The organism is Phycisphaeraceae bacterium, assembly GCA_020851465.1.
In the GTDB taxonomy this organism is placed as follows: Bacteria; Planctomycetota; Phycisphaerae; order Phycisphaerales; family Phycisphaeraceae; genus JADZCR01.
The window spans coordinates 50,477-63,987 of sequence record JADZCR010000011.1 but is presented as its reverse complement, the minus strand read 5'-3'; the positions used below and the strand labels follow the sequence as shown (position 1 = coordinate 63,987).

The following is a 13,511-nucleotide window of genomic DNA, read 5'->3' as shown; positions in this document are numbered from 1 at the left end:
GATTAACGCTCGAGACCTCTGTATTACCGCGGCTGCTGGCACAGAGTTAGCCGTCTCTTCCTCTGGGTCTACTCATTTTTTTGTTAAACCCTGACAGCAGTTTACACCCCGAGGGGCTTCATCCTGCACGCGGCATCGCTCCATCACGCTTTCGCGCATTGTGGAATATTCGTTACTGCAGCCTCCCGTAGGAGTCCGGACAGTGTCTCAGTTCCGATGCGGCGGGTCGTGCTCTCACACCCGCTACCCGTCATAGGCTTGGTGAGCCGTTACCTCACCAACTACCTGATAGGACATTCCCCGCTCTCAGACCAGCAAGCCTTTGGTACACAGGTCATACAACCCGTGAACATCATCGAGTATTAATTCACCTTTCGGTGAGCTATCCTCGAGTCTGAGGTACGTTAGAAATGCATTACTCGCCCTTACGCCACTCTACTTGGGGTTGCCCCCTTTCGCGTTCGACTTGCATGTTTTAGCCATGCCGCCAGCGTTCAATCTGAGCCAGGATCAAACTCTTCAATTGATAGTTGTAGTCACCTGATTGCTCAGGTTTCGACATCAAATGGAAAGTTTGCCTGACGATTCGTCGCCATCACGCAAGCGTGACGGCCTCAAACCGGTCATTAGCTCATTTTCCTCACTGACATTGATTCAGGTTCACAAGGAAGTGAGCCCACCCACCGAGGCAAAGCGGTGGATGAGTTTTTTCTGACGCCGACTCTGCCGTGAATGGCAAAATCGACGCGATCACATCCTCGCGGCGTACCCAACTGTTCACTTGTCAAAGATCAATTCTGTCGTCTTGTCCAGCAGCAACCCACATCGTGTCAGGTCGTGCCTTACGACGAGTCACCCAAACCCTAAAAGTTCAGGGCCGGACAGCATATTCAGATTTCACGTTCTGTCAAGCCCGCTTTGTCGTTTGTGGATAAACCACCCTCAAATCCACAGGCAATCCAGTGAACACCATTAAAGCAGCACTTCTCGCAAAGTCAATTCGTGCACACGCAAAGCCGCCAGATTTCTCGACCCTTGCATCACCTCTTTGTATCCACCCTCTCCACATCCTCAATCGCCTCCTCTGCATAACCTTCTGCGATCATAAGCCTTATACCTCATCACCCGCCGAGGCCTCACTTTCCGCGAGGTTGCAATTACTGCCCTGCACGCGATGATTCCCTGTCCCAACGTCATTCCTCATTCAATATCCAACATTTGTTCACGGAGTTTCTATGTCACAACTCGACATTCGCATCGGCACCATCGCACCCGCTGGTAAAGCGGTCGCCTACCTTCCGCAGATTATTCCACATGGCTTCGAGTCGTTCAGTCTTTCCTTCTGGCGTCACGTCGATGCGGGCCTCGATCTCAAGTCACACGCGAAAGCGGTTTGTCGTGTCCTCCGCGATACTCCCTCGCCCAACGACGCTGCCCCGGTCATCAGCTCTCTTGGAATCTTCGGCAATCCCCTCGAAGACAAACAAACCGCAAAAGACTGGGCACGCTGCATCGACGCTGCACGCGATTTTGGTTGTGACATCGTGGCGGGATTTGCCGGCTGCGTCAGCGGCAAACCAGTCAACGAGTCATACAAAGCCTTCGGAAAAGTTTTCCGTCCGCTCGCCAAACGCGCCAAAGACCGCGGCGTCCGACTCGCTTTCGAAAACTGCGACATGGGCGGTTGGTGGCACACCGCAGCGTGGAACATCGCCCACTCGCCTACCGCATGGGAAGCCATGTTCAACGAAGTCCCCGAAGAAAACATCGGCCTCGAATGGGAGCCTTGTCACCAGATGGTTTCACTCATCGATCCGCTCCCGCAGTTGCGACAGTGGGCACACAAGGTTTTTCATGTTCACGGCAAAGACGCCACCGTCATGTGGGATGTCATCCGCACCAAAGGTATCCGCGGCGGGGTGGACTACGTCTATCACCGCACGCCAGGCTTCGGCGATACGAACTGGACGGACGTCATTTCCATCCTGCGGCTGGCGAAATTCAAAGGGGCCATCGACATCGAAGGCTGGCATGATCCGGTCTATCAGGGTGAGCTTGAAATGACCGGCCAGGTTCACGGCCTGAACTATCTCAAAACCTGCCGTGGCGGGCTGTTTGTGCCGATGCCTTCTCTTTAACGTCTGATCGAGATCGAGCGGCACCGCCGCAAGCAGCTGCGCCCCGTGTGAATGGTCATCGGGGCTTCCAGCGGAACTTGCCGCGGCTGCGCGACACGCCGCGTTTGTTGGCGGCCAGATGTTCGAGAATGTGATGGACGGTCTCGACCCGCTGGGGCAGTCCCATGCGGTCGGCGATTTGCTCCGCGGTCGCAGCCTCCGCTTGCGTCGCAAGGAAAGCCAGCACTCTGGCTTGTAATTCCAGCACTTCGGTCGCCGCCTTCTTACCCGCCTCGACACCGGGCTGGTGGTATGCGTTGATGTTCACCAGCGATGCGTAAAACCCAACCGCGCGTTCATAGAGCGCGATCAGCGCACCCAGGGTACGCGCGTCCATTCGTTCCACGGTGATCGTCACCGAGCCGCGACCTTTTTCATAGAGAGCGGTTCGTGTGCCTTGCCAGAAACCATTGAGATAGTCACCGCTGGTCACGCCCGGCTCGACTTCGATCGCTTCGCGTCCGGGGATGGCTGCGCGGTCCTGAAGCACCGTGATGAACGTCACGAAGAAATTATTGATGCCGTCGCGGAGCTGCTGTACATAGGCGTGTTGATCGGTGGAACCTTTGTTTCCATAGACCGCGATGCCCTGATTGACGACGTTACCCGCGAGGTCTTTTTCCTTACCCAGCGACTCCATGACGAGTTGTTGCAGATACCGCGAAAACAGCAGCAGCCGATCCTTATAAGGCAGGACGACCATATCCTTGAGTCCGCGTCCGTCCGTGGTGTGATGCCACATCAGCGCGAGTCGCGCTGCGGGGTTGGTGCGGGTGTCCGCCTTGCGGGTCAATTTATCCATCTCGGCTGCGCCTTCGAGCAGGCCGGTGATGTCCACTCCCTGAAGGGCCGCGGGAAGCAGACCCACAGCCGAAATCACGCTCGTCCGCCCGCCGACCCAGTCCCACATCGGAAACCGTCGCAGCCATCCTTTGTCCAGCGCATGCTTGTCGAGCTGACTGCCCGCGCCGGTGATTGCCACCGCCTGCCTGGTGAAGTCGAGTCCTTTTTTGGCAAAGAACAGCTCTGCCTCGACCATGCCGTTACGGGTCTCTTTCGTCCCGCCGGACTTGGAGATGACCAGCGTCAGTGTGCTCTTGACGCGCGCACCGAGTGATTCGAGTACGCGGTCGAAGCCATCGGGGTCGGTGTTGTCCATGAAAAAGACATTGAGCTTGTCACGGCGTGAGCCGAGCGCGTCAGCCACGAGTTGAGGCCCCAGCGCGCTGCCGCCGATCCCGATGACCAGAAGCTCGGTGAACTTCGCAGCCTGAGGCGGTTTGATTTCCCCGCTGTGTACCTGCTGGGCAAACTGTCGCACCGCCTGCACGGTCTGTTCGATTTCGTGAGTGATCTCCTCTCCTGGCGCAAGGTGCGGGGCGCGCAGCCAGTAGTGGCCGACCATGCGGTTTTCATCGGGGTTGGCGATCTCGCCTGCTTCGAGCCGCGCCATCGCGGCATAGGCCTCCTGCATCCGCGGCTCCATGCTGCGGAAAAAGTCGTCGGGGAAATCGATCCGCGAGATGTCGAGCTGGATTCCCAGCGACTCGCAGGTGCAGAGGGTGTCCTTGTAACGGCGCCAGAGCGCTAATGCATCCATGACTGCCTCGCTGTTGTGTAGATGGGGATGAACGTGACCGCAGTCGAGCGATCAGCGGCGCACGAGCAACCGGTGTCGCTGTCCGGTCGCCGGGTCAAAGAGTTCCGCCTGAACGACGGGGAAACCCTTGTCCGGCGTAAGGAATCCGCCGACGGGGAACGACTCGCCGTGTCGATTGATGAACTGCGAGAGCGGCACGGACATGGATCGTCCTCCGCTGGCGATCTTGATTTCCTTCATGTGCGCGACGTATTGCTGATTAAGCCAGAGGTCCACGTTCTGATAATTGACGGGGGTGCGGTTGGTGAGTCTGAGATACCCCGATTTTTTCCCGCGTGTGAGGATGTCCAGATCGCTGCCGCGCGGCGCGGTTTCCGGGTAGCGCATGGCCGCCAGCTCGACGCGTACTTTTTTATTCGGCCCGCCGACCGAGCAGGCGGCGAGGTTCATGACCAACACCGCCAGCATCACATGCAACACGGTTTTCATACGATCCCCTAAGTGAATCCGGTACCGCGAAGCGGCTGTCGAAAATCCGTCCGCGACAAGGCATTTCAGGTGACTAGTCGGCGCGTTCACCGAAGTCGTGACACCCGCTACCTATAATGCCCGGCATGGTTCAGATCGGCAACCTCACGCTTGACGCCCCGTTTTTTCAAGCTGGGCTGGCGGGCTATTCGGATGCGGCGATGCGGCTGATCGCGCGGCGCCACGGCGCGCCGTATGCCGTCACCGAAGCGATGCTCGACATGTTTTTGATTAACGGAGGCAAGGGACTGGCTGCCGCTGAGCTTGACGACGAGGACCATCCGATCGCCGGTCAGTTGATGGGGTCGCATCCGCGTGAGATCGCCCAGGGGGCGCAGGTGCTGGTGAAGCTGGGCTATGACGTGATCGATGTCAATCTCGCCTGTCCGGTGAAGAAGATTCGTCGCAAGGCTCGGGGCGGTCATCTGCTCCAGGAGCCGGATGAGGCAGGTGCGATACTGGATGCCGTGCGTCAGGCGGTTGATCCGAAGATTCCCTGCACGGTGAAATTGCGTCGCGGCACGGATGACAGCGCCGAGGCTGAGGCGAACTTTCATCGCATCTTCGAGGCGGTAATCCGTACCGGCTACGCGGCGGCGACCGTGCATGGCCGGACGGTCGAACAGAAATATCTGGGTCCGTCCCGGTGGGAGTTTCTGGCTGACCTGACGAAGCGTTACGCCGGCTGCGGTGTGCGGATGTTTGGCTCCGGCGACATCTGGAACGCCGCCGACATCTTCCGCATGATCCGTCAGACGGGCGTCAGTGCGGTGAGTGTGGCTCGCGGCTGCATCGGCAACCCGTGGATCTTCACGCAGGCCCGCACTCTGATGGCGGAAAGTGCCGCCGGGATAGAGAGCGACACCGTGATCCCGCCGACGATCGCGCAGCAGCGGGCTGTGCTGCTGGAGCACTTCGACCTGTCCATGAATCTCCACGGCGAACGCAGCGCGAGCATGATGATGAGGAAGTTCGGCATCAAGTTTTCCAGACACCATCCGCAGGGGCCGCAAGTCTCCAAGGCTTTTATCGCCGTCAGAAATGTCGCGGAATGGCGGGCGGTGATCGACACTTTCTATGCGGGTGACGGAGTGGGCGTGCTCAGCGATGCGGCGGCCGATGGCGACCGCGACGGTCAAGGTCAAACCGTTGACTGCGAAATGACAGCGGGTGGAAGCTGACCCAGCGGCGGCTGTGTGCGGCCGGTTGCGATCAGTGGTCGGAGTTTTCAGGATGAGGACCACCCATGAGCGAGGCGAAAACACGGATCGAACGCGACTCGATGGGCACGATGGAAGTGCCTGACTGGGCGTTGTGGGGCGCGAGCACGCAACGGGCGGTGTTGAACTTTCCCGTCAGCGGTCGGCGTGTACCCGTGGAGATCATTCACGCTTACGGTCGGCTCAAGGCGGCGTGCGCCTGCGTGAATCGTGAACTGGGCAAGCTGCCCGCGCCGATTGCCGACGCGATCATCGCCGCAGCCGGTGAGGTCGCCGACGGCAGACTGGATGAGCACTTCCCCGTCGATGTGTACCAGACCGGCAGCGGTACATCGACCAACATGAACGTCAACGAGGTGATCGCCCACCGCGCGATGAGGATCAATCAAGCCGGGTCGGGTGATGCGCCGCCATCTTCATCGCTGCGCATCCATCCCAACGATCACGTCAACATGGGCCAGTCGAGCAATGACACGTTTCCGACGGCGATGTATCTGGCGTCGTCTGAGCTGATGCTCCGGGAGTTGATCCCCGCTGCGGCGCGATGTCGGGAAATCCTCAATGAGCAGGCGCAGCGATGGGATGACGTCATCAAGATCGGCCGCACGCATTTGATGGACGCCACCCCGATCCGAATGGGACAGGTTTTCAGCGGGTACGGCGCGCAAGTCGGATCGGCGATCGAGCTGATCGAGGCTGCGGCAGGCGGCCTGCGCACCGGGCTGGCGATCGGCGGTACGGCGGTCGGCACCGGAGTCAACACGCACCCCCGGTTCGGCGCGCTGGTCACGAAAGAACTTGAGCGGATTTACGGCATCAAGAGCTTGCATGATCGGTTGGCCACGGCTGCGAATCCCTTTGCTGCTCAGAGCGTCAAGGACCGCATGGTCGCGGCTCATGGTCAGCTCAAGACTTTCGCCGTCTCGCTCACGAGAATCGCCAACGATATCCGTCTGCTCGGCTCCGGGCCGCGCGGCGGGCTGGGCGAGCTTATTCTGCCGGCGATCCAGCCCGGATCGTCGATCATGCCGGGCAAGGTCAATCCCGTCATCTGCGAAAGCGTCATCCAGGTTTGCTGTCGGGTGATCGGTAATGATGCGGTCATCACCACGGGCGGGCTGGGCGGGGTCGGCTCGCTGCTGGAGCTGAATGTCGCCATGCCTGTGATGGCCGATGCGATGATCGAGTCGATCCGTCTGCTCACCGGTGCGTGTCGGGTCATGGCGGACAAGCTGCTCACCGGGCTGGAGGTCAACCGGACACGCTGTGCGGAACTGGTGGAGCGTTCGCTGATGATGGTTACGCCGCTGGCGACGGTGCTTGGCTACGACACCGCCGCCCGGCTGGCCAAGGAGGCTCACGAAAGCGGCAAGACGATCCGCCAACTGGTCCGCGAGTACAAACTGCTCGATGATGCGCAACTCGACGAACTGCTGGATGCGCGGAAAATGACCGGCCAGACGACGGAAAAACCTCTCGACAAGCCGTGAAATATCGGATTTTGGAGACAACCATGAAAGCGATCAGGATCGCACTGGCGCAGACGAAGCAGACGGCTGATTTCGCGGAAAACGCAGCGACGATTACGCGATTTCTGGAGGATGCCGGCCGAGCGGGCGTGCAGATCGTCTGCTTTCCGGAGACGCAGACGGTGGGCTATCGGGTGGATGTGACACCGACCGATGCGCCGGTGCCGGTCGAGGCGTTGAAGGAACTCCATGAGAAGGTCGCCCGGCGCTGCGGCGAGCTTGGCATGGCGTGCATACTGGGCACCGAGACGCCGCTGGAGAGCGATCCGCGACACGGTAAGCCGTACAACTCCGCGCTGGTGATTTCGGAGCAGGGCCGCATCCTGGGTGTGCATCACAAGACGCGCCTCACGCCTCTCGATGCGGTCGCCTACTCGCCCGGCGAAGGATTTGCGGTGTTTGATTTGTGCGGGGTGAAAGTGGGCGTCGTGATCTGTTTTGAGGGATTCCGTTTTGCGGCGACGACCCGTGCCTGCGTCGAGCTTGGCGCGCAGCTCGTTTTTCATCCGCAGAACAATACGACACGTCCCGCCGACTGGAAGATACCCGTGCATCACGCCATGATCACGACCCGCGCCGCGGAGAATACGATCTGGTTTGCCTCGTGTAATTGCTGTTATCTCGAACATCAGAATTGCCGCTCGATGATCGTGGCGCCTGACGGCCGGATTCACGCGCAGACGGAGCTGAAGCGCGAGGAGTTGCTGGTGTCGGAGATCGACATTGACCGTGCGACGCAGGCGATGTTCCGGTTTGATCGAGATGGCTGCGGCGAAATGCTTTTCGGTGATGCGGTCAAGCCGACGGAGTATTCGCACGCAGGACCGATGGCGGTGGGGCGGTAGATTGCGGGTCTGATCGACGGGTGAACTCGCGCAGCATGATGCGCATAAGATTCAGGGACGACATTCCCAACTGACAAGGCGGAATTTGTGCGACCCGGCCCAATCGCCCCGACACCACGCGCCACACCGCCCGCCTCGACCGATGCTGCTGCGTCGGGATCGGAGACAATTTTCGAGTCCCATCAAAACACGTTTACTGAGGACCTTCAGCAGCTCATCGAGCTTTCCCGGACGCGAGCGATGACGATCGGCTGTCTGGAGCGCGAGCTGAAGGGTCGCGGTTTCGCGGTGCTGGTGATTTTGCTGGCGGCACCGTTTGCGCTACCGATCCCGCTGCCGGGTTTGTCGATGCCGTTTGCCCTGGCGATTGCGATCATCGGAATCCGCATCGGGTTTGGTCTGCGTCCCTGGCTGCCGGAGTTCATTCTGCGGCGAGAGGTCAAGCAAAGCCTGCTTCAGCGGCTGTTGCGCGGGGCGTTACGGATCGCGCGACCGATGGAAAAGATCGTCAGGCCGCGCTGGGGAATCTTTTTCGTCCCCGGCGTGCGCGTCCTGCACGGCTGGGCGATCGTGGTGGCGGCAATGCTGCTGTTTCTCCCGCTGCCCATTCCGGGTACGAATCTGATCGCAGCGGTTCCCATCATCCTGGTGGCGGCCGGCCTGATGGAACGTGACGGCCTGTTTTCATTCTGCGGTTACGTCACGGTGCTCATCGTCGTGGGGATATTCGCCATGCTGCTGCTGCTGGGTGCCGACGGGTTGTCGGCGTTGTGGGATCACTTTTTCCGCCAGATGCCGCCCGCCACGGCACCCGCCGCATGGATGGGAATGATCGGCCGTCGAGGATGAGAACGGCGGCGAATCGCGATATCATTGTCCCCTTTTGCAATTCGACGCGGTACCGTTGCAAGACGGTGAACCGTGCGATTTCAGATTCATGCAACGATGAAGCAGGAACCGTTTGACATCATCGTGATCGGCGGCGGACACGCTGGCGCGGAAGCCGCGTGGGCCGGAGCAAATCTCGGTGCGCGCGTCGCGCTGGTGACGATGGACCCGCGGCGCACCGGCACGATGTCGTGCAATCCGGCGATCGGCGGCCTGGCCAAGGGGCAGATGGTCCGCGAGATCGACGCTCTGGGTGGAATGATGGCCCTGGCGACGGATGCGACGGGCATTCAGTTTCGCATGCTCAACGCCAGCAAAGGTCCGGCCGTCTGGGGACCGCGTGCCCAGTGTGACAAGCACCGCTACGCCGCACAGGTGCAGGAACTGCTCGCGTCGCGGCGAGAGATCGACGTGATCGCCGGCGAAGTGGAACGCATCGTCGTTGAGCGGGGGAAAGTGGCCGGCGTCTGGGTGAAAGCACGCACACAAAATGCGGATGGCGACACGCTATACCTCGCGGCGAAGGCGGTGGTGTTGACCACGGGCACGTTCATGCGCGGCCTGATGCACACGGGTGAGCGAAAGACGCAGGGGGGGCGGGTCAATGAGGAGGCAGCGGTCGGCATCAGCGGGGCACTGCGCGAGCTGGGATTTGAGCTTGGGCGACTCAAGACGGGCACACCGCCGCGACTGGCCGCCGAGACGATCGACTTTTCCGCGCTGGAGTTGCAGCCGGGAGATCGCCAGCCTGTACCGTTCAGCGATCTGACACTCAGCGGTGCGGCTGTTCCGTCCGGGCGACGCTTCCCTGTGCTCGAACAGCGACCCTGCCACATCACGCACACGAACGAAGCGATTCATGAGTTGATCCGCGCCAATCTCCACCGTGCGCCGATGTACAACGGCCAGATCGAAACCAGCGGCCCGCGCTACTGCCCGAGTATCGAGGATAAGGTCGTCCGCTTCGCTGACCGTCCCAGCCACCACGTTTACCTCGAACCTGAATCGCTCGATACTAACGAAATTTACTGCAACGGCATCAGCACGAGTCTGCCCGCGGATGTGCAGGAGTTCGTCGTGCGCAACATGCCCGGCTGCGCCGACGCGAAGATTCTCCGTCACGGCTACGCGGTGGAGTACGACATGGTCTGGCCGCATCAGATCGACGCAACGTGCATGACCAAGCGAGTCGAAGGGCTTTTTCTGGCGGGACAGATCAACGGCACGAGCGGCTACGAGGAGGCAGCCGGGCAGGGCCTCATTGCCGGACTCAACGCAGTGCGGCTGACGCGAGGACAATCGCTGGTCATGCTTCGGCGCGATCAGGCGTACATCGGCGTGATGCTCGATGACCTGGTGACCAAGACGCCGCGCGAACCTTACCGCATGTTCACCAGCCGTGCGGAGTGGCGGCTCTCCCTGCGTGCGGATAACGCAGACGAACGGCTCACCGAGCTTGGCCGTCAGTGGGGACTGGTCGATGATGCGAGCTGGAATCTTTATCAGGATCGTCGCGCAGCGTTGACGCGGCTGCGTGAGGTGATGAACCGGGCGACCCGTGACGGGCAGAAGCTCGCCGAGTGGGCGCGCCGCCCTGAGGTGGATGTCGAGGCACTGGCGTCGGCGCTGAGTGAGGTTGGTGCCGCCTCTGCCGACAAGCGTTTGCTGGCACGGGTGCTGGCGGACATCCAATACGCCGGCTATCTCCAGCGTCAGCATCGTGAAGTGGCGAAGCTGGCTGCGCAGGAGAGCACGCGGCTACCCACGGGCTACGACTACCAGCGCGTCACCGGCCTGCGCCGCGAGGCGCAGCAGACTCTGCAACGGTTCCAGCCCGCGACGCTCGGTCAGGCGTCACGGCTGGCGGGCGTCACGCCGGCGGACATCATGCTGCTGGCGGTGTCGATGGGACGCTGACGCTGTGGACACGAAAAGGGAAAAGGACGCGGCGCCGAGCCGCTTGAACATCCCGTCGTCGGCTACAAATTGTGCATGCCGATTTGCCGGTTTGCCAATAATCACGCTACGGTTGATCATTGGCTGTCGCTCGAACCTTTCCAATCATCCGACCGCTCGTGAGAATGACAACACGCCTGACATGAACCTTGCTTTCTGAACCTGACTCTACGAACTGACGCTCCCCATGAACTCCACCGCCAAACCTTCACCCTGTCTGATCGTCATCTTTGGTGCTTCGGGCGACCTGACCGAGCGCAAACTCGTGCCCTCGCTGTTTCATCTTTATGAGACGAAGCAGCTTGGTGAAAACGTCGCGGTCATGGGCATCAGCCGGACGAAGATGAGCGATGAGCAGTTCCGCAACCATCTGTTGACAGCCGCGAAGGAGCACGACCCCGATCTCAACGAGGCGAGCTGGCGCGAGTTCGCCGGGCGTCTGCATTATCACGCCGCCGACTCGACGAAGATGGAGGAATACGAAGGCATCAAGCAGCGGATGGCGGCCCTGAGCAGCGAGCACAAGTGCGGCAGCAACGTGCTTTTTTACCTTTCCGTCGCGCCGCAGCTTTACGCGCCGATCATCACGCTGATCGGCATGAATGAAATGGTCACCGAGGGCAAGGCCTGGTGCAGTCTGGACCGGAGCAATCGCTCCTGGCAGCGCATCATCGTTGAAAAGCCCTTCGGTCAGGATGTCGAATCCGCCGCGGAGCTTAACCGCACGCTGGGTCGGGTCTTTGAGGAAGAAGCGATCTACCGCATCGATCACTATCTGGGTAAGGAGACCGTGCAGAACCTGCTGGTCTTCCGCTTTGCCAACACGATTTTCGAGCCGATCTGGAATCGCAATTACATCGACCACATTCAGATCACCGCGGCTGAGACGGTGGGCGTCGAAGGTCGGGGCGGGTATTACGATTCACCCAGCGGCGGGGCGATGCGCGACATGATTCAGAGCCATCTCCTTCAGGTGATGGCGGTGGTGGCGATGGAGCCGCCCGTGACGATGCGTGCGGATGACATCCGGCGGGAAAAAACCAAGGTGCTCAGTGCGATCCGCTCGCCTCGGCCTGACGAGATCGCGCAGATTGCCGTGCGCGGGCAGTACGGACGGGGACAGATCGGCGGCAAAGCGGTGCCGAGCTACCGCGAAGAATCAGGTGTTAAACCCGACAGCCAGACCGACACCTACGCAGCCCTGCAGGTCGAGGTGGACACCTGGCGCTGGGGCGGCATCCCGTTTTATCTCCGTTCCGGGAAACGGATGGCCCGGAAACTCACGGAGATCGTGGTCTATTTCAAGCCGACTCCGCACGGCCTGTTCCGCGAGCAGGCGCGCAGAGGCGGCGCGCTTTCACCAAACCAGATCGTGATCAATGTCCAGCCCGATGAGGGCATTCGTCTGCGCTTCGAGGGGAAAGTGCCGGGAATCTCCAACGGCACGGGCGGGATGAATATCAAGTCTGTCGTGATGGATTTTGATTACGTGCAGCAATTCAAGGTCGAACCGCCCGAAGCCTACGCGACTCTGCTGCTCGACGCGATGCGCGGCGACCAGACGCTTTTCAAACACCGCGACGAGATCGAAGAAGCCTGGCGGATCGTCCAGCCGGTGGTGGACTGCTGGACGGATAATCCGCAGGACGATCTGCCCAATTACGCTGCGGGCACCTGGGGACCATCCGCCAGCGACATCATGCTGGCGCGTGAGGGCAGACACTGGCATAATCCGTAAAGGGACTGCTCCGTGCTGCGTGAATGTTCCCGCGAAGTCGTCCGCAACCGCAATCAGCATTACCTATGAAACTTTCCGGCTCGATCCATGTCGGCCAGTCGCTCGACCAGCTCTACGATGATCTGGCCAAGGTTTTCATGGGTGCGGCAGGTCTGGCGATCTATCAACGCGGCGTCTTTCACGTTGCGCTCTCCGGCGGGACGACCCCTGAGCCGTTCTACATTCGACTCGTGACCGATCCCCGGTTTCGTGCTATCCCCTGGGACAAGACTCATATCTGGATGGTTGATGAGCGCCGGGTGCCGGAGAACGATCCCCGGTCCAACTTCAGAATGATTCGTGAAGCGCTGGTCGATCACGTGACGATCAGCAGACGACAGGTGCATCCGATGCCGGTGATGGAAGAAGACCCGGCCACGCTATACGAAGCGCAGCTCGCGGAGGCGTTTGACCTTCCATCCCCCGTAACCCCCGTAACTCCCGGAAAGTCCAGCCCGTCCGCGGCAGCACCGGGGGATGCGGGGCATGATCCGTCGGTGCCGCAGTTGGATTTTGTTCTGCTGGGAATGGGAGATGATGCGCACACCGCCAGCTTGTTCCCCGGTTCCCGTGCGGTGAGTGAGAGCCGCAGATGGATCGCGGTCAATGATGGTCCGAGCGTGACCCCGCCGCCGCGTGTGACGATGACGTATCCGTTGTTGAACGCATCACGGCGAGTTGCGGTGCTGGTGACCGGTGCGAAAAAGGCGGAGACGTTGCGACGTGTGGAGCGACAGCTTCAAAGTGCCGGCCCGGATGCGATGACGATGCCCATAACGGGCATTCAACCGACGGGGCACAACGTGTTGACGTGGTTCATGGATCAAGCTGCTGCGGGCGCGTAAACCACGATGGATCGCAGTCGCTTGCGGCGTGCTTTTCGCCCCCTCATCGGGTGACGGCTTTGCCTGTCGCGGCGGATTGCCCTAACTTATTGGGCTTCGCGCCGGATGGTTCATCCGGCCAATTTTCCCAGGAGTCCATTATGGCT

Annotated in this window: 10 protein-coding genes and 1 rRNA gene; 8 read left to right on the top strand and 3 right to left on the bottom strand. The window is 60.5% G+C overall.

What is annotated here, in order from left to right; genetic code table 11:
* Window positions 1-526 (bottom strand): 16S ribosomal RNA (locus IT444_11735); the annotation flags it as partial.
* Window positions 527-1,235: 709 nt separating this feature from the next.
* Between IT444_11735 and IT444_11730 the strand changes: the two genes are divergently transcribed.
* On the top strand, window positions 1,236-2,138 hold the full coding sequence (locus IT444_11730; GenBank protein ID MCC7193442.1) for a sugar phosphate isomerase/epimerase: 903 nt from the start codon (window positions 1,236-1,238) through the stop codon (window positions 2,136-2,138).
* Between the two features lie 55 nt (window positions 2,139-2,193).
* On the opposite strand, the gene IT444_11725 is transcribed toward IT444_11730, so the two are convergent.
* Together IT444_11725 and IT444_11720 are read right to left on the bottom strand one after the other, a co-directional pair.
* Window positions 2,194-3,777 (bottom strand): glucose-6-phosphate isomerase, encoded by a 1,584-nt coding sequence (locus IT444_11725; GenBank protein MCC7193441.1) that lies wholly within the window; start codon window positions 3,775-3,777, stop codon window positions 2,194-2,196.
* A gap of 51 nt (window positions 3,778-3,828) precedes the next feature.
* Window positions 3,829-4,266: a hypothetical protein gene (locus tag IT444_11720; protein ID MCC7193440.1), complete on the bottom strand. Its 438-nt coding sequence runs from the start codon at window positions 4,264-4,266 to the stop codon at window positions 3,829-3,831.
* Between the two features lie 125 nt (window positions 4,267-4,391).
* Here IT444_11720 and IT444_11715 point away from each other — a divergent pair, with 125 nt between their 5' ends.
* The 7 genes from IT444_11715 (at window position 4,392) to IT444_11685 (ending at window position 13,365) form a co-directional block, all read left to right on the top strand.
* Window positions 4,392-5,486 (top strand): tRNA-dihydrouridine synthase, encoded by a 1,095-nt coding sequence (locus tag IT444_11715; protein MCC7193439.1) that lies wholly within the window; start codon window positions 4,392-4,394, stop codon window positions 5,484-5,486.
* A 65-nt stretch (window positions 5,487-5,551) separates the two neighbouring features.
* On the top strand, window positions 5,552-7,015 hold the full coding sequence (locus IT444_11710; protein ID MCC7193438.1) for a class II fumarate hydratase: 1,464 nt from the start codon (window positions 5,552-5,554) through the stop codon (window positions 7,013-7,015).
* A gap of 23 nt (window positions 7,016-7,038) precedes the next feature.
* Window positions 7,039-7,899, top strand: coding sequence for a carbon-nitrogen hydrolase family protein (locus tag IT444_11705; protein MCC7193437.1), 861 nt, complete (start codon window positions 7,039-7,041; stop codon window positions 7,897-7,899).
* Window positions 7,900-7,986: 87 nt separating this feature from the next.
* Entirely contained in the window at window positions 7,987-8,748 is a 762-nt protein-coding gene (locus IT444_11700; GenBank protein MCC7193436.1) for an exopolysaccharide biosynthesis protein, read from the top strand.
* Between the two features lie 96 nt (window positions 8,749-8,844).
* Window positions 8,845-10,704: a tRNA uridine-5-carboxymethylaminomethyl(34) synthesis enzyme MnmG gene (gene mnmG, locus IT444_11695; protein ID MCC7193435.1), complete on the top strand. Its 1,860-nt coding sequence runs from the start codon at window positions 8,845-8,847 to the stop codon at window positions 10,702-10,704.
* 226 nt (window positions 10,705-10,930) lie between these two features.
* Window positions 10,931-12,481, top strand: coding sequence for a glucose-6-phosphate dehydrogenase (gene zwf / locus IT444_11690; protein ID MCC7193434.1), 1,551 nt, complete (start codon window positions 10,931-10,933; stop codon window positions 12,479-12,481).
* A 65-nt stretch (window positions 12,482-12,546) separates the two neighbouring features.
* Window positions 12,547-13,365 (top strand): 6-phosphogluconolactonase, encoded by an 819-nt coding sequence (locus IT444_11685; GenBank protein MCC7193433.1) that lies wholly within the window; start codon window positions 12,547-12,549, stop codon window positions 13,363-13,365.
* Window positions 13,366-13,511: the final 146 nt, after the last annotated feature.